20 protein-coding genes and 1 pseudogene are annotated in these 22,360 nt (G+C 67.2%); 4 read left to right on the top strand and 17 right to left on the bottom strand.

Features of this window, described 5'->3' with window-relative positions; genetic code table 11:
- Positions 1 to 14: 14 nt before the first annotated feature.
- The 4 genes from VK92_RS26805 to VK92_RS26820 all read right to left on the bottom strand — a co-directional run bounded on the left by VK92_RS26805 (position 15) and on the right by VK92_RS26820 (position 4,096).
- A complete protein-coding gene (locus tag VK92_RS26805) occupies positions 15 to 305 on the bottom strand; it encodes a hypothetical protein (protein ID WP_131723326.1) in 291 nt (96 codons plus the stop codon).
- A gap of 105 nt (positions 306 to 410) precedes the next feature.
- Positions 411 to 1,433: a histone deacetylase family protein gene (locus VK92_RS26810; protein WP_042975087.1), complete on the bottom strand. Its 1,023-nt coding sequence runs from the start codon at positions 1,431 to 1,433 to the stop codon at positions 411 to 413.
- Positions 1,434 to 1,482: 49 nt separating this feature from the next.
- Positions 1,483 to 2,754 (bottom strand): Zn-dependent hydrolase, encoded by a 1,272-nt coding sequence (locus VK92_RS26815; RefSeq protein WP_048023680.1) that lies wholly within the window; start codon positions 2,752 to 2,754, stop codon positions 1,483 to 1,485.
- Between the two features lie 31 nt (positions 2,755 to 2,785).
- Entirely contained in the window at positions 2,786 to 4,096 is a 1,311-nt protein-coding gene (locus VK92_RS26820; RefSeq protein ID WP_048023682.1) for an MFS transporter, read from the bottom strand.
- 188 nt (positions 4,097 to 4,284) lie between these two features.
- Between VK92_RS26820 and VK92_RS26825 the strand changes: the two genes are divergently transcribed.
- On the top strand, positions 4,285 to 5,241 hold the full coding sequence (locus VK92_RS26825) for a LysR family transcriptional regulator (protein WP_027787919.1): 957 nt from the start codon (positions 4,285 to 4,287) through the stop codon (positions 5,239 to 5,241).
- A 58-nt stretch (positions 5,242 to 5,299) separates the two neighbouring features.
- Here the strand turns inward: VK92_RS26825 and VK92_RS26830 are convergent, their stop codons facing one another.
- The 5 genes from VK92_RS26830 to speB form a co-directional block, all read right to left on the bottom strand.
- Positions 5,300 to 6,370, bottom strand: coding sequence for a porin (locus VK92_RS26830; protein WP_048023684.1), 1,071 nt, complete (start codon positions 6,368 to 6,370; stop codon positions 5,300 to 5,302).
- A 160-nt stretch (positions 6,371 to 6,530) separates the two neighbouring features.
- Entirely contained in the window at positions 6,531 to 7,961 is a 1,431-nt protein-coding gene (locus VK92_RS26835) for a purine-cytosine permease family protein (RefSeq protein ID WP_048023706.1), read from the bottom strand.
- Between the two features lie 303 nt (positions 7,962 to 8,264).
- Positions 8,265 to 8,942 (bottom strand): SOS response-associated peptidase family protein, encoded by a 678-nt coding sequence (locus tag VK92_RS26840; protein WP_021159549.1) that lies wholly within the window; start codon positions 8,940 to 8,942, stop codon positions 8,265 to 8,267.
- A 144-nt stretch (positions 8,943 to 9,086) separates the two neighbouring features.
- The gene (locus VK92_RS26845) at positions 9,087 to 9,551 is read right to left on the bottom strand and encodes a GNAT family N-acetyltransferase (RefSeq protein ID WP_048023685.1); all 465 of its coding nucleotides are present in this window, start codon (positions 9,549 to 9,551) and stop codon (positions 9,087 to 9,089) included.
- On the bottom strand, positions 9,544 to 10,509 hold the full coding sequence (speB, locus tag VK92_RS26850; protein ID WP_048023688.1) for an agmatinase: 966 nt from the start codon (positions 10,507 to 10,509) through the stop codon (positions 9,544 to 9,546). Before speB ends, VK92_RS26845 begins: the two co-directional genes overlap by 8 nt.
- 127 nt (positions 10,510 to 10,636) lie before the next feature.
- Here speB and VK92_RS26855 point away from each other — a divergent pair, with 127 nt between their 5' ends.
- The gene (locus VK92_RS26855) at positions 10,637 to 11,554 is read left to right on the top strand and encodes a LysR family transcriptional regulator (RefSeq protein ID WP_048023690.1); all 918 of its coding nucleotides are present in this window, start codon (positions 10,637 to 10,639) and stop codon (positions 11,552 to 11,554) included.
- Positions 11,555 to 11,578: 24 nt separating this feature from the next.
- Here VK92_RS26855 and VK92_RS26860 read toward each other — a convergent pair whose 3' ends face one another.
- Both VK92_RS26860 and VK92_RS26865 read right to left on the bottom strand, forming a co-directional pair.
- Positions 11,579 to 12,208: an NAD-dependent epimerase/dehydratase family protein gene (locus tag VK92_RS26860; protein WP_048023691.1), complete on the bottom strand. Its 630-nt coding sequence runs from the start codon at positions 12,206 to 12,208 to the stop codon at positions 11,579 to 11,581.
- A gap of 328 nt (positions 12,209 to 12,536) precedes the next feature.
- Positions 12,537 to 13,562 (bottom strand): AraC family transcriptional regulator, encoded by a 1,026-nt coding sequence (locus tag VK92_RS26865; RefSeq protein ID WP_048023693.1) that lies wholly within the window; start codon positions 13,560 to 13,562, stop codon positions 12,537 to 12,539.
- A 120-nt stretch (positions 13,563 to 13,682) separates the two neighbouring features.
- Here VK92_RS26865 and VK92_RS26870 point away from each other — a divergent pair, with 120 nt between their 5' ends.
- Complete coding sequence (locus VK92_RS26870; protein ID WP_063778381.1) at positions 13,683 to 14,783, top strand: alpha/beta hydrolase; 1,101 nt, start codon at positions 13,683 to 13,685, stop codon at positions 14,781 to 14,783.
- Between the two features lie 90 nt (positions 14,784 to 14,873).
- On the opposite strand, the gene lpdA is transcribed toward VK92_RS26870, so the two are convergent.
- From lpdA to VK92_RS26900, 6 genes are all read right to left on the bottom strand, one after another.
- Complete coding sequence (gene lpdA, locus VK92_RS26875) at positions 14,874 to 16,265, bottom strand: dihydrolipoyl dehydrogenase (RefSeq protein WP_048023694.1); 1,392 nt, start codon at positions 16,263 to 16,265, stop codon at positions 14,874 to 14,876.
- 5 nt (positions 16,266 to 16,270) lie between these two features.
- Positions 16,271 to 17,608 (bottom strand): dihydrolipoamide acetyltransferase family protein, encoded by a 1,338-nt coding sequence (locus VK92_RS26880; protein WP_048023696.1) that lies wholly within the window; start codon positions 17,606 to 17,608, stop codon positions 16,271 to 16,273.
- A gap of 1 nt (position 17,609) precedes the next feature.
- Positions 17,610 to 18,650 carry an alpha-ketoacid dehydrogenase subunit beta gene (locus tag VK92_RS26885; RefSeq protein WP_048023708.1) on the bottom strand — a complete coding sequence of 347 codons (1,041 nt, stop codon included), beginning with the start codon at positions 18,648 to 18,650 and terminating at the stop codon, positions 17,610 to 17,612.
- A 2-nt stretch (positions 18,651 to 18,652) separates the two neighbouring features.
- A complete protein-coding gene (locus VK92_RS26890) occupies positions 18,653 to 19,885 on the bottom strand; it encodes a 3-methyl-2-oxobutanoate dehydrogenase (2-methylpropanoyl-transferring) subunit alpha (protein WP_048023697.1) in 1,233 nt (410 codons plus the stop codon).
- Positions 19,886 to 20,290: 405 nt separating this feature from the next.
- Positions 20,291 to 20,917, bottom strand: a complete 627-nt coding sequence (locus VK92_RS26895) for a flavin reductase family protein (RefSeq protein ID WP_048023698.1) — start codon at positions 20,915 to 20,917, stop codon at positions 20,291 to 20,293.
- Between the two features lie 172 nt (positions 20,918 to 21,089).
- Positions 21,090 to 21,848, bottom strand: coding sequence for a response regulator (locus VK92_RS26900; RefSeq protein WP_048023701.1), 759 nt, complete (start codon positions 21,846 to 21,848; stop codon positions 21,090 to 21,092).
- A 326-nt stretch (positions 21,849 to 22,174) separates the two neighbouring features.
- Between VK92_RS26900 and VK92_RS26905 the strand changes: the two are divergent.
- Positions 22,175 to 22,360, top strand: a pseudogene (locus tag VK92_RS26905) (energy transducer TonB); the annotation flags it as partial.

The following is a 22,360-nucleotide window of genomic DNA, read 5'->3' on the forward strand; positions in this document are numbered from 1 at the left end:
GGCGGGCGCGCCGTTCAGAACGTGACGGTCCATGCGGACGGCGCGCCCGTGCCGATGCCGCGCGGCGCCGGGCGCGCATCGGGCAGCGCCGCGTGGCTGAGCACGAACGGCGTGCCGTGCATGCAGCTGACGCTCGGCATGCCGGCATCGGCAGCCGCCTGCGGCGCGCCGGTGTCGATCGTGCAGGTTTCCGGAATGACGAGACTGACTCGCAGCGGAATCGACGGTTCCGCCGCGCTCGCGAGCGACCCTGCGCCCAGTGCGGCGAGCGCGATCGCACGGCGTGTGATCTGGCCGGCTGTCATCGTGCGGCCCTCCTTCATGCATCCATCCAGGCAGATGCGCGAATTATCGGCATGCGCGCGGAAAACCTCAATCCGCACGCATGCGGTCGAGCCCCGCCGCGCCGGTCAGCGCGCGCCGGCGAACCCGCCGAAGAACGCACGCGCGTTGGCGTCGAGGCTTTCGAGGTGATAACCGCCCTCCTGCACGATCACCGTCGGCAACCCGAGTGCGCCGATGGCCCCGCCGAGCCGGCCGAAACCGTCGGTCGTGACGGCAACCTGCGATTGCGGATCGTCCTTGTAGATATCGAAGCCGAGCGCGAGCACGAGCGCATCGGGCTGGAACCGCGCGAGCGCGCGCAGCGCGTCGTCGAGCCGCTCGAAGAACGCCGACTCGGGCGCGCCGTGCGGCATCGGCAGGTTGAGGTTGAAACCGTCGCCGGCGCCCGCGCCCGTCTCTTCCTCGTAACCCGCGACGACCGGGTAGAAGTTGGTCGGGTCACCGTGGATCGACACGTACAGCACGTCGTCGCGGCCGTAAAAGATCTCCTGCACGCCCTGCCCGTGATGCATGTCGGTGTCAAGGATCGCGACCCGGCGATGGCGGCCGAGCAGCGACTGCGCGGCGATCGCCGCATTGTTCAGGTAGCAGAAGCCGCCGGCCGCGTCGCGGCGCGCGTGATGGCCGGGCGGCCGGCACAGTGCGTACGCGTCGCGTGCGCCGTCGTTGACGTCGGCCGCAGCCGCCAGCGCACTCTGCGCGGACCAGTACGCGGCGCGCCACGTGTTCGCCCCGACCGGGCAACTGCCGTCGGCGAGATAGCGCGCGGCCTTCGCGAGTACGCCGCGCAGCGGGTTCGGGTCCCGCACGAACACGTTCGACATCACTTCGTCGCCCCAGTCGTCGGGCATCCGCTTCCAGTCGCGGTGCGCTTCTTCCAGAAAGCGCAGGTAGTTCATGTCGTGCACGGCCGCGATCGGCGCGGTGCCGCGGTCGGCCGGCTCGCGTACGTCGAAGTCGAGCGACCGGACGGCCGCGACGAGCCGCGCCGCGCGCTCGGGCACTTCCTGCGGCTCGCGCATCCGGCCGCGCGACAGGTAGCTGCGCGGATGGTGCAGCAGCTGCTCGGGATGGAAATAGGTGTTCATCGTTTGCCCTCGTCGGTTGTTCTGTCGGTCGATCGATCGGTTCGCGGTGTCACGCATCCTGCGTGGCGGCCGCCACGGCAACGCTCGCCGCGACACCGGCGCGCGCGAGCACCGCATGAAGGAGCACGTTCGTGCCGCGCGTCACGTCGGCAGGCAGGGCATCCTCGGCTTCGTTGTGCGACAGGCCGTCGACGCACGGGATGAACACCATCGCGGTCGGAACGCGGCGCGCGAGCAGGATCGCGTCGTGCCCGGCGCCGCTGACGATCCGCTCGTTCGTATAGCCGAACGCCGCAGCCGCCTGCGCGACCAGCTCGACGCAGTCGCGATCGAACGGCGTCGCCGGGCTGCGCCAGCAGGTGTCGATCGCGACCTGCACGCCGCGCGCCGCGGCGACACGTGCGCACGCATCGCGCAGTTCGCGCTCCATCGCGTCGACTTGCGCATCGTCGTGATGACGAAGGTCGACCGTGAACGTCACGTCGCCGGCAATGGTGTTGCGCGACGCGTTGCGGATGCCGACCTGCCCGATCGTCGCGAGCCCGCGCGGCGCATGACCGGCGACGATCCGTTCGAGTTCGAGCGCCATCTGCGCGCTCGCGAAATACGCGTCCTTTCGATACGGCATCGGTGTCGTGCCCGCATGCGCGGCCACGCCCGTCACCGTCACGTCGAGCCAGCGGATCGCCTGCCCGCCCGTGACGATGCCGATCGTCGTACCGTTGGCCTCCAGCACCGGGCCCTGTTCGATATGCGCTTCGAAGTACGCATCGACCGCGCCGCCCGTCGCGCGCGCGCCGCGATAACCGCAGGCGTCCAGTGCCGCGCCGAGCGTGATGCCGTCGGCGTCCTGCTTCGCGAGCGCATCGTCGAGCGGCAACGCGCCCGTGAACACGGCCGAGCCGAGCATCGCCGGCGCGAAACGCGCGCCCTCCTCGTTGGTCCACGACACGATTTCCAGCGGCTTGCCGGTCGCGATGCCTGCGTCGTTCAGCGTACGCACGAGCTCGAGCGCGGCGAGCACGCCATACACGCCGTCGAACCGGCCGCCTTCGGGCTGCGTGTCGAGATGACTGCCGATCAGCACCGGCGCGGCCTGCGGATCGACGCCGTCGCGCCGCGCGAACAGGTTGCCGACCACGTCGACGCTCACCGTCATCCCCGCGTCGCGGCACCACTGCGCGAACAGGTCGCGCCCGCGACGATCGTCGTCGGTGAGCGCCAGGCGCCGCACGCCGCCGCGTGGCGTCGCGCCGACGCGCGCCATGTCCGCCAGGCTCTGCCACAAGCGGGCGCCGTCGATTTCCAGCAGGTCTTTCATGTGCACTCCGGATGAATTCGTTCGTTGAGGGTCACTGCGAGCCGAGCGCTTCGGCGGCGGCCGGCCGCGCGGCGCGGCGTGCGTCGATCGCGACGATGGAGAGCAGCGAGATGCCGGCCAGGCACGTGTAGAACACCGCGAGCGGCCACCACTGGCCCGCGAAGCGATGCGCGAGCCACGTGCCGACGAGCGGCGTCAGCCCGCCCGCGATCGCGCCGCAGATCTGGTAAGCCAGCGAGATCGCCGAATAGCGCACGTGCGCGGGAAACACGTCGCTCACGAAACCCGCGATCACCGAATAGAAGCCGGCCATGCAGACCACCGCGAGCGCGATGCCGGCAATCAGCGACGCGGACGTGCCGCCCTGCACGAGCATGAACATCGGATACGGCGACAGCATCGCGAGCAGCGCCGCGAGCTTCAGGAAACGCGCGCCGCCGATGCGCTCGGCGATCCACGCGGCGACCGGCTGCGCAAAGAACTGGATGATCGCGACCGCGAACAGGCTGTCGAGGATCAGCGAACGCGAGACGCCGACGTACTGCGTCGTGTACGCGATCATGAACGTGTTCGTGAAATAGACGCCCGCGATGCCGATCGTGTTCGCGCCGATGCAGAGGAACACGAGCCCCGACGCCGAGCGGAACACTTCCGCAACCGGCAGCTTCACCGTGCGGTTGGTTTCCTTCACGCGCGCGAATTCCGGCGACTCGTTCACGCCGAGCCGGATCAGGATGCCGACCACGAGCAGCACCGAACTCGCGAGAAACGGCAGGCGCCAGCCCCATGCGAGGAAGTCCGCCTTGTCCATCGACGTGACCGCGCGGAACGCGATCAGCGACAGGATCAGCCCGGCCGGGCTGCCGAGCTGCGCGAACGACGCGAAGAACGTGCGGCGCCCCTGCGGCGCATGCTCGCCCGCCATCAGCACCGCGCCGCCCCATTCGCCGCCGACCGCGATCCCCTGCACCACGCGCAGCGCGACGAGCAGCACCGGCGCGAGCAGGCCGACCGTCGAATAATCGGGCAGCAGCCCGACGCAGACGGTCGCGACGCCCATCATCATCAGCGTCGTCATCAGCGCCTTCTTGCGGCCGATGCGATCGCCGAGGTGCCCGAAGATCACGCCGCCGAGCGGCCGCGCGAAGAAGCCGACCGCGAACGTCGCGAACGACGCCATCGTGCTGACGAAGCGGTCATGCGACGGGAAGTAGAGTTCGCCGAACACGAGCGCGGCGGCCGTGGCGTAGATGTAGAAGTCGTACCACTCGATCATCGTGCCGATGAACGCGGCCGTCGCGGCGCGTCCCGGCTGGCGGGCGGAAGGAAGGGACTGGGTCATGCGGGCTCCTGACGCGCGCCGCTGCGGCGCGACGCGCAATATCGTGGACGGCCGTCTGTCGCGGCCTTGCGCCGCACGCTGCGGCGCCCCTCCTTTATCGGCGACCGCAAATCATTAGTCAAATTTCAAGTTATTATTCGCCGTATAAATTCAACTAATACCCACCCGACGCCTCGCCCGGAGACCCGATGCGCCCCGACCTCGCCCCGTTCCTGAACGACCGTCTCGACTGGAACCTGTTGCGCACCTACCTCGTCATCGTTCAGGAGCGCAGCGTGAGCCGCGCGGCCGCGCGCCTGCACGTGACGCAGCCGGCCGTGAGCCAGGCATTGCGGCGGCTCGAGGACACGCTCGAACGCAAGCTGATCGAGCGGCGCGGCACGCACTTCGCGACGACGCCGGCGGGCGAAGCCGTGTACCGGATCGCGAGCGACATCTACGGCGGCATCTCGCGCCTCGAAACCGAAATCGACGACAGCACAGCCGACCTGACCGGCTCGATCCGGCTGCTGACGGTGAGCCGCATCGAGTCGCCCGTCTACGACGAATTCCTCGCGGAATTCCATCGCGCGTATCCGCGCATCGACCTGCAGATCGAGGTGATGCGCTCGTCGGACATCCTTTCTTCGCTGCTGCAGAAAACCGCCACGGCCGGGCTCGGCCTGTGCCGCACGCCGCACGACAAGCTGGAGATGCGCTGCTTCCTGCGCCAGCGTTATGCGATCTACTGCGGCCGCCATCACCGGCTGTTCGGGCAGACGCAACTGCGCATGGACGATCTGCTCGCCGAGAATTTCGTGTCGTTCACGAGCGACCAGATCGGCGACAGCCTGTCGCCGCTCACCGTGTTTCGCGACCAGAAGGGCTTCACGGGGCGCATCGTCGCATCGTCGCCGAGCCTCGAGGAAGTGCGGCGGCTGATCTTCGCGGGTTACGGGATCGGCTGCCTGCCCGAACACATCGTGCGCGACGACATCGCCCAGCAGCGACTGTGGCGGCTGCCGCCCGACGAAGGGCTCGTCGACGTCGACGTGTTCCTGCTGTGGCATCGCGATCGCAAGATGAACGCGGCGGAGCACGCGTTTCTCGATGCGATGGAGCGCTGCATGCAGCGCCATTCGCTTGCGGAGCGGCTGGGGAAGTAACGGCGCGAGCGCGCCGGAGGAAAGCGCCGGGCGCACCCGGCCCGGCGCGTCGGCAACGTCAGAAGCGATGCACGATGCCGAGCTGCACGCCGCGCGCATTCGCGCCCGGATACGCGAGCGGCAGGCCGGGGTTCGCCGCACCGGCGAGCGTGTAGCCGGCCTGGTTGCGGTTGCGCAGGTACGACAGCGCGCCGTAGAAGCTCGTGCGCTTCGACAGGTCGTACTCGTACATCAGCCCGAGCTGGTCCGCATTGTTGCCTTGCGACGACTGGTCGTGCAGATACGCGTAGCCGAGCGCCACGTAGCTCGCCGGATTGAACTGGTATTTGACCGACAGCCCGTACACGCGCGAATCGATGCCGAGATCGGCCCACTTCACCGCGGAAAAACCGCCGTACACGGTCGCCTTGCCGATCTCGTACGATGCACCGGCCATGATCGTACGATCGGTCGTGGTCGCCGTCGCGTTCTTCAGCCACTGGCCCGCGACGAACGCGCCGAACGGCCCGTGTTCGTAAGTCAGGTCGAACTGCTGGCTGGCGCCCGCCGAGCGCACGCCGCCCGCATCGCCGAACCCGAAGTACAGCCCGCCCTGGAAACCGGCGATCTCCGGGCTCTGGTACGACAGCGTATTGCTGGTGCGGAACGCGAACACGGTCAGGTTGTCCATGCCGGACGCCTGCGTGACACCGCCGAACGCATCCTGTCCGCCCTGGTCGTTGAACAGCGGCGAATTCTGGCGGCCCGCGCGCACCTTGCCCCACTGCCCCGCGATGCCGACCCACGCCTGCCGGTTGAACAGGCTGCCCGAACTCGCCAGCGAGCCGTCGTTCGGGTTGAAGCCGTTCTCCAGCGCGAACTCGATCTTCTGCCCGCCGCCGATATCCTCGCCGCCCTTCAGCCCGAACCGGCTGCCCCACTGGCCGCCCGAACCGATCGCCGCCGTATAGCCGTTGCCCGTGTTCACGTATTGCGCGAACTCGTCGATCACGCCGTACAGCGTGACGCCGTCCTGCGCGAGCGCCGCGCCCGATCCGGCGGCGCACGCCGCCGCCACCGTCACGCGAAGACCGGCGTGCACCATCCGCGCCCGGGAATCGCTGCCGCGGGCTGTCATTTTCTTAGTCATACTATTCAATGGTCTGAGAATGAAACGACACCGCGCGCGGCAGCCGCGCCGCACCGGCATCGTCGAAAGGGAAACGTGTGGAAGAACCCGGCGCAGGCAGCGCCCGGCTCGCGCGGCAATCAGGCCGGCAGCCGGCCGGCCCGATGCGCGTGACGTGTCGTCAGTGGTGAACTTCGCCGCGTTCGAGCGGCAGGATCAGGCGCTCGGGAATGCTGCGGCGCGACGCGCGCGCGCCGATGTAATACAGCACGGCCGGCACGATCAGCCCGAGGATCCACGAGATGTCGGTGCCGCCGAGCGCGTCGACGAGCGGGCCCGTGTAGATGTGCGTCGACATGAACGGCAACTGCACGAGGATGCCGACCACGTAGATCGTGATCGCCATCACGTTCCAGCGGCCATAGCGGCCGTCCGGATCGGACAGCGCCGGCACGTCGTAGCGCGAGCGCGTGAAGCAGTAGTAGTCGACCAGGTTGATCGCGCTCCACGGCGTGAAGAACGCGAGCAGGAACAGGATGAACGCGGTGAATTCCTTCAGGAACGAATGGCGGCCCGCGAGCGCGATGAGCGTGGATACGCAGATCATCCCGAAGATGTACACGAGGCGGCTCTTCGACGACACGGCGCCCTTGCCGCGGAAGCCGCTGACGATCGTCGCCATCGACATGAAGCTGCCGTATGCGTTGAGCGCCGTCACCGTCACCTTGCCGAACGCGATGCTGAAGTACAGCAGTGCGGCCACGGCGCCGGTCGAGCCGAGGCCGACGATATACGCCACCTCATGGTGCGCGAACTGGCTGCCGGCCAGTGCGGCCGCGAACACGCCGAACACCATCGCCGCCTGCGCGCCGATCACCGAGCCCAGGCCGACCGCGAGAAACGTCGCGACCGACGACGTCGAGCGCGGCAGGTAACGCGAATAGTCGGCGACGTACGGACCGAACGCGATCTGCCACGACGCGGACAGCGACATCGACAGCAGGAAGCTCGCGAGGGAGAAATGCCGGTTCGCGAGCAGCGCGCCGATGTCGTGGTTCGCGAACAGCTGCGTGAACATGTAGACGAACGCGGCGATGCCGATCACGCTCGCGACCCGGCCGACGGCATGGATCGCGCGATAACCGAACACGGTCAGCACGACGATCACGGCGGCGAACAGCAGGATGCCGGCCGCGTCGTCGACGTGCAGCAGCTGCGCGACGGCCTGCCCGGCCAGGACCGAGCCGCTCGCGGAAAAGCCGATGTACATCAGGCACACGAGCACGATCGGGATCATCGCGCCATAGACGCCGAACTGCACGCGGCTCGAGATCATCTGCGGCAAGCCGAGCTGCGGCCCCTGCGCGCCGTGCAGCGCCATCACCGCGCCGCCGACGAGCTGGCCGAGCAGCAGCGCGACCAGCGACCAGAACACGTCGCCGCCGAGCACGACGGCGAGCGCGCCCGTGACGATGGCCGTGATCTGCAGGTTGGCCGACAGCCACAGGGTGAACTGGCTCAGCAGGCCGCCGTGGCGCTCGGCGTCGGGAATGAAGTCGATCGAACGGACTTCGATCAGGCCGCCGGCTTTTCCACTGGGATTCGTTGACACGGGCAAATCTCCAAAATACTCAGGATCACAAATGGTTCGAACAAGACGGGAAGCTGCGAGCCGCCCTTTCGGCTCTGCGGGTGCGGGGCGCCGTGGATCGCCGGCATGCGCCACGCACGCACGGTTTGCGCGCTGGCGCGCAAGCGGCACGACGTGTGCCGACATTGCCAGCGGATGATCTTGTATATACAACTTGCGAGATATCGGTGATTACCCGGTATCGGTCGATTTTCGAAATCGTCCGAATAATCGGCACACGTTCGGCCGGTTTGGTCGAAAGCAGGACGTCGGAATAATGAAAGCTCAGGTGCGCGCGGGTGATGCCTGATCGGGTTCGGCCGTCATGTCGTCGGCGGGGAGCAGGTTCAGCATGCGCCGGGCTGCCTCGATGTCGCGCACGTGCAGCCACTCGTCGTAATCGTCGCGGCGCAGGATCACGACGCCCCGCTTCTCTTCGCCGGGCCGATGCATCCGCGCGAACAGCGGGTGCGCGTCGGCGTTGACCGTGAGCATCGCCATGCCCACGCGTTCGCGGCCGTCGGCGCCTTCGTAGCGCCGCCAGATGCCGGCGACGCAGCACGGTTGCCAGCCGGCGACGCCGATCCGGTGCCACACGTTGCGACCGGTTTCATAACAGGGCTCGACGATCCAGCGCACCGGAATCAGGCAGCGCTGGCCGTTGCGCCACGCGGTGCCGTAGAGCCGCGACGCGCCGACCGTTTCCGCCCGCGCGTTCACCGTATCGAGTTTCTTTCTTTTTCGGCCGTGCTCGTCGATCCGCTCGGGCTGCATGAATTTCGGCCAGAAACCGAACACGGCCGCGACGACCTCGAGGCCGTCGCCGTCGGCGCGCGCGACCGGTGCCGCGTAGTCGGGATACACGTCGGGTGCCCAGGGGTCGCGGCGGAACAGGTCGCCGATTCCGATCTTCAGTTCGCTGATGCCCGGGTCTTCATCGGGAGCGCGGTAGTGGGTGCACACGGCTCGGTGGACGGTGGAAGCAATGTCTCCATCGTAGGTCAGCGCAGGCGCCGCGGTCACGTTATCGCTTGGTATGACGAAACAGTTTTACGAATCGAAGAATCGAAGAATCGACGCAGCGCCTCGCGCTTCCGACGCGTGCCGTCATGCGTGCCGCGCGATCCGCAGCGTCAGGATTTCGTCGCCGGCTTCGTCGAGCGTGCCCGTCGACGTCCAGCCCAGATGCCGGTAGAAGCCGTACGAGCGCGACGCCGGATCGGTCGAGCAGCCGAGAAACAGCGACGTGAAGCCGTTCGCGGCGAACGCGTCGATCACCTGCCGCAGCAGCCGCTTGCCGATCCCCGCCCCCTCGTACTCGGGCAGGATCGCGAGCACGACGATCTCGCCCGATCCGGTGTCGCCGAAGCAGTAGCCGACCATGCGCCCGTTCGCGCAGCAGACCCGGCCCGAGACCAGGCCGTCCCGGATGCCGTCGCCCCAGCTTTCGACGGTGATGCCGAGATCGCGCAACTGCGCGTCGGTGAATGCGTTCTCGCGCGTCTTGCCGCGCAGTTCGATGCACGCGGCCGCGTCGTCGGGAACGGCCTTGCGCCAGGTGAGTTCAGTCATCGTTCGATTTTTCCGTGGCGCGCCGGCGCGACGCATACAGGCAGATCAGCTCCAGCGCGATCGTCGCACCGGCCAGCGACGTGATTTCCGCATGATCATACGGCGGCGACACTTCGACCACGTCCATGCCGACCAGGTTGATGCCCTCCAGGTGACGCAGGATCTCGAACGCCTGATGGCTCGACAGCCCGCCCGAGACCGGCGTCCCCGTACCCGGCGCGAACGCCGGATCGAGGCAGTCGATGTCGAACGTCAGGTACACGGGATGATCGCCGACCCGGTCGCGAATGCGCGCGGCGATCGCGGCGGGCGTCGACGCATGCACGTGGCGCGCATCCTGGATGTCGAAGCCCATCGGCGCGTCGTTGGTCGTCCGGATGCCGACCTGGGCCGACCGTCCGGGCACGACCCACCCTTCCCGCGCCGCGTGATAGAACATCGTCCCGTGATCGATGCGCTTGACGTCGCGATCGGGCCACGTGTCGGTGTGCGCATCGAAATGCACGAGCGACAGCGGCCCGTGCACCTTCGCATGCGCCTTGAGCAGCGGATACGTGATGAAGTGATCGCCGCCGAGCGTCAGCATTGCGCAGCCGCGCGCGAGGATTCCGTCGGCATGCCGCTCGATCGCGCCCGGCACCGATTCGGGCTGCCCGAGATCGAACGCGCAATCGCCGTAGTCGACCGCGGCCAGCACGTCGAACGGATCGAACGACCACGGCCACGGGCGCTCCCACGCGATGCCCGTCGACGCGATCCGCAACCCGCGCGGGCCGAAGCGCGTGCCGGGCCGGTGCGATGCGGCGGAATCGAACGGCACGCCCGTGATCGCGAGATCGACGCCGTCGAGATCGCGGCTGAAACGCCGGCGCATGAAGCTCGTCGCGCCCGCGAAGGTCGGCTCGGCCTGCGTGCCGTAGAGGCTGTCGCGCGTGAAGGCGAAATCGTTCTGGCTCATCGTCGGATTCCTGTCTGAAGGGGGACGGCCGCGCGGCTGGCGACCTCGTGCCCGATTCTGCCGCCCCGGCATCCGACGAAAAATATGAACTAACATAAGCCAACTTCACGAAATGCGACGTATCGCCATGCTGACCCGCTTGAGAGACATGGACGTGCAGCTGCTGCGGCTCTTTCTGACGATCGTCGAAAGCGGCGGCTTCAGCGCCGCGCAGGGCACGCTCGGCATGGCGCCTTCGACCATCAGCACGCAGATGGCCAAGCTCGAGACGCGTCTCGGGTTCCGGCTGTGCGATCGTGGCAAGAGCGGCTTCCGGCTGACGCCGAAGGGCGAACGCGTGTTGCAGTCGACGCGGCGGCTCCTGCATGCGATGGACGTGTTCACGCGCGATACGCAGCACGTGTCGGGCACGTTGCTCGGCGAGCTGCGTATCGGGCTGTCCGAGCGGCTCGCACCGGACGTCGTCGAATCGATCGCGGCGGCTGTCGGCAGCTTCCGCGAACGGGCGCCTGATGTACTGATCGAGATGATCGCGGTTCCGCCCGACGAGCTGGAGCGCCGGCTGCTGAAAAGCGAACTGCAACTCGCGATCGGTTATTTTTCCGGCCACCAGGCCGGCCTGCACTACGCACCGCTGTTCGTCGAGCACCAGTCGCTGCACTGCGGCGCCCGGCATCCGCTGTTTGCGAAAAAGACCGTGTCGGTCAACGACATCGCGCGCGCGAGCAACGTCGCGCGGCTCTACAAGACGAACACGTCGGGTGCGGCGCTGCGCAACGCGCAGCCGACCGCGTTCTCCGAAAACGTCGACGCCGACGTGATCTTCATCCTGTCCGGCGCGCATGTCGGCTTCCTGCCCGACCATGTCGCGGCGCCGTGGGTCGCCGCCGGGAAGATGCGCCGGCTGCTCGCGAGCAAGCTGAGCCATACGGTCGAATTCCAGCTCGCGACACCGCGGAACTGCGACGGCAGCGAAGCGCTGGAAGCGTTCACGGCGGCGCTCGCCGAACAGTTCGGCACGCTCGACGGCTTCGCGGGCCAATGACCTGCGCGTGCCGCCCGTTGCGTGTCAGACGAGCCGGTCCGACGCGATGGCCTGCACGCCCGGCCGCGCGTCGATCGCCGCGTCGAGGAGCGCGCGGGCAATCCGCTGCGCGGGATTCACGCGCCACTTCGCCGGCAACACGGGCCCGGCCACGTTCAACGCGAACACCAGGAACCGCTCGCCGAGCCTGAATTCGTCGCGGCTGCCGCCGATCAGGCCGGGCCGCACATAGGTGAGCGACGCGAACCCGATGCCGGCGAGCGCCTGCTCGACCTCGCCCTTCACGCGGTTGTAGAAGATGCGTGACGCCGGATCCGCGCCGAGTGCGGAATTCAGGACGTAAGCCGGGGTGCCGTAACGGTGCGCGAGCCGCGCGACCGCGAGCGGATAGTCGTGGTCGACGCGCCGGAATGCCGCCTTCGAGCCGGCAGCCCGCATCGTGGTGCCGAGCGTGCAGATCACGGCATCGGCATGCCACCAGTCGGCCGCATCGGGCAGATGATCGAAATCGACCTCGAGCGCGCGCATCTTCGGGTGCGGCGACAACGGGCGGCGCGCGAGGACGATCACCTGATCGACCCGCGCATCGGCGAGCGCGACTTCGAGGACGTGACGCCCGACGAGTCCGGTCGCGCCGACGAGCAGCAATTTCATGTCCGGTTCTTCCGTGTGGAGCCGGCGTTGGCAGGGCGGGAACAGCCCGGTTTCCGGCTTCCCACATGATCGTCGGCCGACTCGGCGCCGACAACCGCCCAACATCTCGAAAAATTACAGGCTGTGTTCAGCCCATATCTCTGAATTGATGCGGCACGACTCCCGTTACGGTTCGCCGACGCTTCAGTTCACCGCAATTTTCCGCGCACCTTCGATATTTTTACTGCATCGAAGCTCTCAATATTGATCTTTATTCGACAAATGATGCGAACAATGAAAAAGAACGCGTTCATTTTTCGTTGTCATTCGAACAAGGTGCCGGCCTGCGCTATGCCCCGGCCGTCTCCTGTCGCGACACGCTCGGCGCGACGCCCGTCCAGCGCTTGTACGCCTGCGAGAACGACGACATGTCGCTGAATCCCAGTTCCTGCGCGATTTCCTTGATCGACAGCCGCCCTTCGGCGATCAGCGCCTGCGCGCGGGTCTTGCGCACCGCGCTCGAGATGTCGCGAAAGCACGCGCCCTCTTCCTGGAGCCGGCGCTTCAACGTGCGCTCGCTTGTGTTGAGCAGCGTCGCGATGTCCTTCAGCTGCGGCGGCCGGTCGAACGGGCGCGTGGCCAGGTATTCGTTCAGGAACGACACGAGGTCGACGCGCGTGCGCCTGCGCGTGACCAGCTCGGCACACATGCGCTCGCACATCGCCGCGGTCGCGGCATTCGCCTGCGGCAGCGGCCGCTCGAGATGCGCATGCTCGAACGTCAGCGTGTTCGCGGGCTGGCCGTGCCGGATCCTCGCGCCGAGCATGGGCTGCATCGCGTCAAGGCCGGGGCCGACGCTTCCGGCCAGGTCGAACGTCGCGAGTTCGAACCCGCTGCCGATCACGTCGCGCAGCACGCGGCACGTCGCGCCCATCGCGCGTTCGACGAAGAAACGCTGCACGTTCGCAGCAAGCTCCGGCGACGCGTCGAACCGGATCGTGTCGTGCTGCCCTGCCTGGTGGAACGTCATCCCGACGAACGTATAGGTCAGCGCCAGGTAGCGCCCCGCGAGCGCGACCGCATCCATGCCGGTCGCACTGCTCAGGAGCCCGTATCCGAGCAGCCCGTACGCCGACAGCTGGTATGACAGGCCGACCTTGAGGCCGACGCCGGCCTCGCCGGCGGTCAGGTCGAGCAGGTTCGACGCAACGGCCAGCTCCTGCGCGGCCAGCACCGTGAAATCGGGGTCGGCGAGCTGCTTCAGGGTGAGCTGCGAACCCTTGAGCAACGCCGACGGCGCGATCTTGCGGTCGCGCCCGAAGTCGATCATCAGCAGGACGGAAGCCGGGCTGCGGGCAAAGTTCCAGACATTCATCAGACGCCTCGCGACGTGGGTTGGCCTAGATTCTAAAGCGGTTGGCCCGCCCCAGCATGGCTCGCGCGAGCCTGCGCGCCGATGATGGACGACATCGCAACCCATACGGCGTCGATCACCATGAAGCTCTCCTCGCTCTTTCGTCCGGCCCGCACGCTACTGCTGGCCGCCGGCCTGTCGAGCGCACCGCTCGCACCGGCACTCGCCGACGATGCCGTTTCGCCCAACCCACCGGAGTCCGCCACCATGCCCAAGACCTACGCAGACCAGCCCGTCTGGCGCGACATGCAGAAATTCCTTCCGACCGACTTCCAGTGGAAGAACGGCCAGCAACCGACTGAAGAATGGTGGTCCTGGCACGGCCACCGCATGCATCTCGACACGTACCGCAACCCGCAGGCGCGGGTGAAGGTGATCCTGTTCCATGGCGTAGGCACCAACGGCCGGCAGATGTCGATGATCCTCGGCGAGCAGCTGGCGCGCCGCGGCTACGAAACGATCGCGGTCGACATGCCCGAATACGGGATGACCGAAGTCGCCAGCGGCGCACTGGTTCGCTACGACGACTGGGTGCGCGCGGGCAGCGACCTGATCGACGCGGAGCGCGCGAAGGACGACCGGCCGATCGTGCTTTACGGGCTGAGCGCGGGCGGCATGCTCACGTATCATGTGGCCGCGCTGAACGGCAAGGTCAAGGGTATCGTCGGCATGACCTTCCTCGACCAGCGCGTTCAGCAGGTACGCGACGAAACCGCCCGCAACGTGTTCATGAGCCGCGTCGGCGGCCCGATGATGCATCTCACCGCGATGACCCCGCTGAAATCGATGCGCGTGCCGATGACGCTCGCCAGCAAGATGTCCGCGCTCGTCAACGACCCGGAGGCGCTGAAGGTGTGGCTGTCGGATCGCAGCTCGGCAGGCAACGCGATGACGATCGCATTTCTCGATTCGTACATGTCGTACCGGCCGGCGGTCGAGCCGGAGGACTTCGCAGTCTGCCCGGTCCTGCTCACGCAACCGGCCGCGGACCGCTGGACGCCGCTGCACTTGAGCGAACCGTTCCTCGCACGCATTCGCCGCGTGCCGGTCCGCGTGACGATGCTCGAGAACGCGGGCCACTATCCGCTCGAACAGCCGGGGCTGTCGCAGATGGTCGATGCGATCGATGCGTTCTATCGCGAGGTGACGGCGCAATACGTCGACCAACGCGCGCCTTCGTGACGAACCGCGCTGGTGCAAAAGCCGGCGCCGCAAACGAAAAGCCGCCGATGCGCGCGTTGCGCATCGGCGGCTTCGTGTCACCTGCGCCCGTCAGATGTGCAACGCATGCCCGAGCGCACGCAGCGCAGCTTCCTGCAGTGCTTCACCGAGCGTCGGATGCGCATGGATCGTGCCGCCGATGTCCTCCAGCCGCGCCCCCATCTCCAGCGACTGCGAAAACGCCGCGGCCAGCTCCGACACGCCGCCCCCGACTGCCTGCCAGCCGACGATCAGGTGGTTGTCGCGCCGCGCGACGACGCGCACGAAGCCGTCGGTCGCCTGCAGCGTCATCGCGCGCCCGTTCGCCGCGAACGGGAACGACGCGCTCACGCAATCGACACCGGCCGCACGTGCGTCGTCCGGCGACCAGCCGGCCGTGACGATCTCCGGATCCGTGAAGCACACGGCCGGGATCGACGCGGGCATGAACTTGCGGCGCTTGCCGGCGATCAGCTCGGCCACCATCTCGCCCTGTGCCATCGCGCGATGCGCGAGCATCGGCTCGCCGGCCACGTCGCCGATCGCCCAGACGTTGCGCATCGACGTCCGGCATTCGTCGTCGATCCACAGCGCGCGGCCGTTGCGATCGAGCGGCAGCGACTCGAGCCCGAAGCCGTCGACGCGCGGCCGGCGGCCCACCGCAACCAGCACGCGATCGGCCTGCAGCGTCTGCTCCGCGCCGTCGGCGGCCTGCACGCGCACCGCGCCGTGTTCCGCGAGCCCGAGCACCTTGTGGCCGAGCAGCAGCCGCACGCCCAGCCGCGCGAGCGAATCGGCGACCGGCCGCACGAGTTCGGCATCGTACGCGGGCAGCACGCGCTCCGCCGCTTCGACGACGCTCACGTCGACGCCGAGCTTGCGATAGACGATCCCGAGTTCGAGCCCGATATACCCGGCCCCGACGACGACCAGCCGCTTCGGCAACGTCGTGGGCGACAGCGCCTCGGTGGACGACACGACCTGCCCGCCGAACGGCATCGACGGCAGCGCGACCGGTTCGGAGCCGGTCGCAAGCAACAGGTGCTCGCAGCTGATTCGCGTCGTGTGGCCGCCGGCGACGACGTCGACGGTCTTGCCGTCGACCACCTGCGCATCGCCGTGCAGCACGCGCACGCCGTTCTTCTTGAGCAGCGCGCCGACGCCGCGCGTCAGCCGGTCGACGATGCCGTCCTTCCATGCGACGCTTTTTGCGATGTCGATCTCGGGCTTGCTCACACGAATCCCGAGTGCGCCCTCGCCCGCGTGGCCGCACGCCTGTTCGAATGCGTCGGCCACGTGGATCAGTGCCTTCGACGGAATGCAGCCGATATTCAGGCACGTGCCGCCGACCCGGTCGCGCTCGACGAGCACGGTCGGAATGCCGAGCTGGCCGGCGCGAATCGCGGCGACGTAGCCGCCCGGGCCGCCGCCGATCACGAGCAGCGTGGTGTGTTCATTCTTCATTGCATTCACTCCACGAACAACAGTGCCGGGCGTTCGAGCACCGCGCGCACGGCCTGGATGAATTCGGCCGCGTCCGCGCCGTCGACCACGCGATGGTCGAACGACGACGACAGGTTCATCATCTTGCGCGCGACGATCGCGCCGTCGCGGATCATCGGCCGCTCGACGATCCGGTTCACGCCGACGATGCCGACCTCGGGATGATTGATGACCGGCGTCGACACGATGCCGCCGAGCGCCCCGAGGCTCGAGATCGTGATCGTCGAGCCGCTCAACTCGTCGCGCTGCGCGCGGTTCGTACGCACCGCGTCGGCGAGCCGTGCGATCTCGGCGGAAATCGACCATACGTCCTTCGCTTCCGCGTGACGCAGCACCGGCACCGTGAGGCCGCCGTCCGTCTGCGTCGCGACGCCCATGTGCACCGCACCATAGCGCGTGACGACACCCGCTTCGTCGTCGAAACGCGCGTTGATCTGCGGAAAGTCGCGCAACGCGATCACCATCGCGCGGATCAGCAGCGGCAGCGGCGTGAGCTTGCCGCGCGTGTCGCCGTAGCGGCGGTTCAGATCCGTCCGCAACGATTCGAGCTCGGTGACGTCGATCTCCTCGACGTAGCTGAAATGCGGAATGCGGCGCTTCGCTTCCTGCATCTTGCGCGCGATCGCGCGCCGCAAGCCGATGACCGGCACCTCGGTTTCGTCGTTGCGCTCGTCGTAGCCGTGCGCATGCGATCCGCGTGCGCCGCGCGCCGCACCGCTGCCGCTGCCCGCATACGCATCGAGATCCGCGTGCAGGATCCGCCCGGCTTCCCCCGTGCCGCGCACATAACGCAGCTCGATGCCCATGTCCCATGCGCGCTGGCGCACGGCCGGCGACGCGAGCGGCCGTTCACCCGGCGCGAGCGCCGCGCGCGGCGGGTCCACGTGCTCCGTGCGTTCGGCGTGCTTCGCGTGACGCGGCTCCGCAGGCGCGTGTTTCGTCGCCGGCCTGGCGGGCGGCTCTGCCGGCGCGTCGGCCACCGACTTCGACGGCGCTGCCGCGACCGGTGAGGTTTCTACCTTTGATTCCCGCACCGGTGCGCCGGCCTTCAGGTTGCCGGCGCCTTCGACCTCGAGGCGGATCAGCTCGCTGCCGACCGCCATCATCTCGCCGATCCGGCCGCCGAGTTCGATCACCTTGCCCGTCACCGGCGACGGAATCTCGACCGCCGCCTTGTCGGTCATCACATCGGCGAGCGGCTGGTCCTCCTTGATCGTCTGCCCGACTTCCACGTGCCAGGCCACCAGTTCGACCTCGGCAATCCCTTCGCCGATATCCGGCATCTTGATGACATGAATCCCCATCTCACGCCTCCATCACGCGTCGCAACGCTTCACCGACCCGGGCCGGGCCCGGAAAGTACGCCCATTCCTGCGCATGCGGATACGGCGTGTCCCAGCCCGTCGTGCGCTCGACCGGCGCTTCGAGGTGGTAGAAGCAATGTTCCTGGACCAGCGACACCAGTTCCGCCCCGTAACCGCAGGTGCGCGTCGCCTCGTGCACCACGACGCAGCGCCCGGTCTTGCGCACCGACGCGACGATCGTGTCGAGATCGAGCGGCCACAGCGTGCGCAGGTCGATCACCTCCGCATCGATGCCCGTCTCCTCGGCCGCGGCAAGCGACACGTGCACCGTCGTGCCGTAGGTCAGCAACGTCACGTCGTTGCCGGGACGCACCACGGCGGCCGTATCGAGCGGCACCGTGTAGTAGCCCTCGGGCACCGCGCTCGACGGATGCTTGAGCCACGACGTGACGGGCCGGTCGTGATGGCCGTCGAACGGCCCGTTGTACAGCCGCTTCGGCTCGAGGAAAATCACCGGATCGTCGTTCTCGATCGATGCGATCAGCAGCCCTTTCGCGTCGTACGGATTCGACGGCATCACGGTGCGCAGCCCGCACACCTGCGTGAACATCGCCTCCGGGCTCTGGCTGTGCGTCTGGCCGCCGTAGATGCCGCCGCCGCAAGGCATGCGGATCGTCATCGGTGCGATGAACTGGCCGGCGGAGCGATAGCGCAGCCGCGCGCCTTCCGACACGATCTGGTCGGATGCCGGGTAGAAATAATCGGCGAACTGGATCTCGCACACCGGGCGCAGCCCGTATGCGCCCATCCCCACCGCCGCGCCGACGATCCCGCTCTCGGAGATCGGCGCATCGAACACGCGCGACTTGCCGTATTTGTTCTGCAGTCCTTCGGTACAGCGGAACACGCCGCCGAAATAACCGACGTCCTGCCCGAACACGACCACGTCGCTGTCGCGCCCGAGCATCACGTCCATCGCCGAGCGCAGCGCCTGGATCATCGTCATCGGCTGCGTTGCGGTGCCTGTCTCGTGTTGCGCCATGATCATGCTCCCAGTTCCTGGCGCTGACGGCGCAGGTGCGCGGGCAGCTCCTTGTAGACGTCGTCGAACATCGAAGCCGGCGACGGGATGCGGTCGTCGGCCAGCGTGCCGAATTTTTCCGCTTCCTTCTGCGCGGCGATCACCTCGGCCTCGAGCTCGGCCGTCAGCGCTTCATGCGCGCTGTCCGACCAGATGCCCTTGACGATCAGGTGGCGCTTGAAGCGTTCGAGCGGATCGCCGAGCGGGAAATGCGACCAGTCGTCGCTCGGCCGGTACTTGGTCGGATCGTCCGACGTCGAATGCGCGCCCGCACGGTAGGTCACCCACTCGATCAGCGTCGGGCCGAGATTGCGGCGCGCGCGTTCGGCCGCCCAGCTCGACGCCGCGTAGATCGCGAGGAAGTCGTTGCCGTCGACGCGCAGCGACGCGATCCCGCAGCCGACGCCGCGCCCCGCGAACGTCGTGCCCTCGCCGCCCGCGATCGCCTGGAACGTCGAGATCGCCCACTGGTTGTTGACGACGTTCAGCACGACCGGCGCGCGGTACACGTGCGCGAACGTGAGCGCGGTGTGGAAGTCGGATTCGGCCGTCGCGCCGTCGCCGATCCACGCGGACGCGATCTTCGTGTCGCCCTTGATCGCCGACGCCATCGCCCAGCCGACCGCCTGGATGAACTGCGTCGCGAGGTTGCCGGAAATGGAGAAGAAGCCCGCGTCGCGATCCGAGTACATCACGGGGAGCTGGCGGCCCTTGAGCGGGTCGCCTTCGTTCGACATCAGCTGGCAGATCATGCGCTCGAGCGGCACGTCGCGTGCGATCAGGATGCTCTGCTGGCGGTAGGTCGGGAAGCACATGTCGCCGTCGCGCAGCGCCATCGCATGCGCGGTGCCGATCGCCTCTTCGCCGAGGCTCAGCATGTAGAAGGAGATTTTTTTCTGGCGCTGCGCGATCATCATGCGCGCGTCGAAAATGCGGGTCTTGAGCATCGCGCGCAGGCCGGCGATCAGCCGCGCATCGTCGAGATCCGGTGCCCACGGGCCGACGGCCTTGCCGTTGTCGTCGAGCACGCGCACGAGGCTGCGGGCGAGATCGGCGGTGTCCGCCGCGGCTACGTCGATCGGCGGGCGGCGGACTGCGCCGGCCGGCGATAGATGCAGGTAGGAAAAATCCGTCTTGCAGCCCGGGCGCCCGGTGGGCTCCGGCACATGCAGACGCAATGGCTCTGACAGGCTCATCGTGTCGTCTCCACGCTCGATTGTGTCTCACGCTGTTTGGGAACGCGCGACCGGTTGCCGGCCTGCGCGTGGGCTGACGGGCGGATAGGCACGTCAACCTTGGAAATTTATGCGTTGCGGCGACTGGCGTCGATGACCAAGCCGCTCGACCACGGTGAGCAGATTTGCCATGACGGGCGCCGGCGGGCCGAGAGCGAGGCAGGCGGGGTCAACCCAGGATGCATTTGCGGCGGTGCGGTACGCGGCGTGTGGTGCCCGGGCATCGGAGCGGACGAATCGGCGCGCCCCGGCCGTATGACGGCACGAAGCAAAAGACCCCGCGAAATCCTGGAGTTCCGCGGGGTCTTTTACCGTCTGTCCGGGCGCCTCAGCGCCCCTTTGCCGATCGTGCCGGCGTGCGACGAATCATGCGCCGGGGCGAACGAGGTCGAAGCGGCTGTCGGGCTTGACGTGCGCGTAGGCCGACGGGCCGCCCGCGCGAAGAATGATGCCCGCGCCGAACGTGTCGAAGATGCCGTCCTTCAGCAGATCCTGCCGGATATGAACGGCGACGACTTCACCGAGTACCAGCGACGCCGGCGTTTCCACGCCCTGGTGATCGCGCAGGCGAATCACGTCGGTCACCTTGCATTCGAAGTTGACGCCGCTTTCCGCGACGCGCGGCACATCGACCAGGCGCGACGGCAACGCGGTCAGGCCGCCGAGCTCGAACTCGTCGACGTCGTACGGCACCGCCGCACACGTCTGGTTCATCCGTTCGGCGAGCTCGCGTGTCGCGAGGTTCCACACGAACTCGCCGGTCTCCTGCACGTTGCGCAGGCTGTCCTTGGCAGAGATGCTCGAAAAACCGATGATCGGCGGATGATAGTTGAATGCGTTGAAAAAGCTGTAGGGCGCGAGGTTGACCGTACCGTCGCTGCCGCGCGATGAAATCCAGCCGATCGGGCGCGGGCCGATGATCGCGTTCAAGGGATCGTGCGGAAGGCCGTGGCCTTGGGATGGTTCGTAATAGTGATGGGTCGAGTCGGTCATGGCAGAGAGCCTGAGGATAGGCATATTGCGTTGAAGTCCAGCGACGGGAGCGTGTGCCGATCACGGCAGCGCGTCCGGTGCGACGTGCGTGCCAGTATCACATGGCGTTGTCTTCGTCGCAGTGAAGCGGCGAGCGCCGTTCCGCGACCAAGGCAATGACCAGCATGCCTATCTAACGATGACCGACATCAAGCATGTAGCCTTCCCCGCGAATCGTGCGAATCAGGCGCGGCTCCTTGATGTCCTCGCGCAACTTCTGACGCAGGCGTGATATCTGGACGTCGATGCTGCGGTCGAACGTGTCGATCGACTTGCCGCGAGCGGTATCCATCAGGTATTCGCGGCTGAGTACACGCCCCGGCGCGGCGAGGAACGCATTGAGCAGGCGAAATTCCGCGTTCGACAACGGAATGACCGTGTTGTCCGCAGCAATCAGGTGGCGGCCGATCTGGTGAAGCCGCCATCCGGCGAAGCGGCTTTCCTCCTGCGCCCTCGTCCGGCCTTGCGTTTGCGCGCGCACGCGGCGCAGGATCGTCTGGATGCGGGCGACCAGTTCGCGCGGCTCGAACGGCTTGACGATATAGTCGTCGGCACCCAGTTCCAGCCCGACGATCCGGTCGGTCATCTCGCCGCGCGCGGTCAGGATGATCAACGGAATCTCCGAGGTCGCCCGAATCTCGCGGCAGAGATTGAGGCCGTCGTCGTCCGGCAGCATCAGGTCGAGCACCACGAGATCGAAGCCCCCCTCCCCGAGCGCGAGATGCATTTCCGCACCGGTGCCGGCTTGCGCGGTCGTCATGCCGAAGTCTGCAAGGCAGTCGCACAACAGGCTGCGAATCTGCGAGTCGTCGTCGACGACGAGAATACGAATCGCTTTGTTCACGGCGTCTTGTCTCCGATGTTGCGGCGATGAGAAGTGCCCCGCACGCATTATTGCCCGTCAATATAAGGGCTTTTTGCACGATTTGTTGCAGCCTTGAAATAATTGCCCGTGCACCTTGCCCCACAAGGTCAGCCGGAGAAATCGGGACGCCTGATGAGCATGCACATCATGGATAACCCGCCCGGTATTTTCCCGAAGAGACGCCCGTGCGCGTCGCCCGCTTACGCCGCCCCGTCTCGTTTTGCGCGTCCTGTCGCAACACTGCCCAACCAGAAAACCTTTGTATCAGTGCAGATACAAAGCCGATATGAAACAGAAATGCCCGGGTCTTAACGTGGCTCCCAGCTCATATCGAGGCAGGAGACACGCGGGACATGAACTACGCACAACCCAAACCACCGGTCCGGCGCGTCGGCGGCATCGCCTTCGTGGTCGGATTGCACGCGGTGATCGTCTACGCATTGCTCACCGGTCTCGCGACGAAGGTCGTGGACGTGATTCGTCAGCCGATCGAGACGCGAATCATCGAAGAGATCAAGCCGCCGCCCCCGCCGCCACCC

This window comes from Burkholderia sp. LK4 (assembly GCF_001043615.1).
Taxonomy (GTDB): Bacteria; Pseudomonadota; Gammaproteobacteria; order Burkholderiales; family Burkholderiaceae; genus Burkholderia; species Burkholderia cepacia.

What these genes read in the sequence shown, in the direction of transcription:
- VK92_RS26805 (WP_131723326.1), bottom strand. Translation starts at nt 305, where the DNA reads ATGACAGCCGGCCAGATCACACGCCGTGCGATCGCGCTCGCCGCACTG.
- VK92_RS26810 (WP_042975087.1), bottom strand. Translation starts at nt 1,433, where the DNA reads ATGAACACCTATTTCCATCCCGAGCAGCTGCTGCACCATCCGCGCAGC.
- VK92_RS26815 (WP_048023680.1), bottom strand. Translation starts at nt 2,754, where the DNA reads ATGAAAGACCTGCTGGAAATCGACGGCGCCCGCTTGTGGCAGAGCCTG.
- VK92_RS26820 (WP_048023682.1), bottom strand. Translation starts at nt 4,096, where the DNA reads ATGACCCAGTCCCTTCCTTCCGCCCGCCAGCCGGGACGCGCCGCGACG.
- VK92_RS26825 (WP_027787919.1), top strand. Translation starts at nt 4,285, where the DNA reads ATGCGCCCCGACCTCGCCCCGTTCCTGAACGACCGTCTCGACTGGAAC.
- VK92_RS26830 (WP_048023684.1), bottom strand. Translation starts at nt 6,370, where the DNA reads ATGACTAAGAAAATGACAGCCCGCGGCAGCGATTCCCGGGCGCGGATG.
- VK92_RS26845 (WP_048023685.1), bottom strand. Translation starts at nt 9,551, where the DNA reads ATGACTGAACTCACCTGGCGCAAGGCCGTTCCCGACGACGCGGCCGCG.
- speB (WP_048023688.1), bottom strand. Translation starts at nt 10,509, where the DNA reads ATGAGCCAGAACGATTTCGCCTTCACGCGCGACAGCCTCTACGGCACG.
- VK92_RS26855 (WP_048023690.1), top strand. Translation starts at nt 10,637, where the DNA reads ATGCTGACCCGCTTGAGAGACATGGACGTGCAGCTGCTGCGGCTCTTT.
- VK92_RS26860 (WP_048023691.1), bottom strand. Translation starts at nt 12,208, where the DNA reads ATGAAATTGCTGCTCGTCGGCGCGACCGGACTCGTCGGGCGTCACGTC.
- VK92_RS26865 (WP_048023693.1), bottom strand. Translation starts at nt 13,562, where the DNA reads ATGAATGTCTGGAACTTTGCCCGCAGCCCGGCTTCCGTCCTGCTGATG.
- VK92_RS26870 (WP_063778381.1), top strand. Translation starts at nt 13,683, where the DNA reads ATGAAGCTCTCCTCGCTCTTTCGTCCGGCCCGCACGCTACTGCTGGCC.
- lpdA (WP_048023694.1), bottom strand. Translation starts at nt 16,265, where the DNA reads ATGAAGAATGAACACACCACGCTGCTCGTGATCGGCGGCGGCCCGGGC.
- VK92_RS26880 (WP_048023696.1), bottom strand. Translation starts at nt 17,608, where the DNA reads ATGGGGATTCATGTCATCAAGATGCCGGATATCGGCGAAGGGATTGCC.
- VK92_RS26885 (WP_048023708.1), bottom strand. Translation starts at nt 18,650, where the DNA reads ATGGCGCAACACGAGACAGGCACCGCAACGCAGCCGATGACGATGATC.
- VK92_RS26890 (WP_048023697.1), bottom strand. Translation starts at nt 19,885, where the DNA reads ATGAGCCTGTCAGAGCCATTGCGTCTGCATGTGCCGGAGCCCACCGGG.
- VK92_RS26895 (WP_048023698.1), bottom strand. Translation starts at nt 20,917, where the DNA reads ATGACCGACTCGACCCATCACTATTACGAACCATCCCAAGGCCACGGC.
- VK92_RS26900 (WP_048023701.1), bottom strand. Translation starts at nt 21,848, where the DNA reads ATGCGTGCGGGGCACTTCTCATCGCCGCAACATCGGAGACAAGACGCC.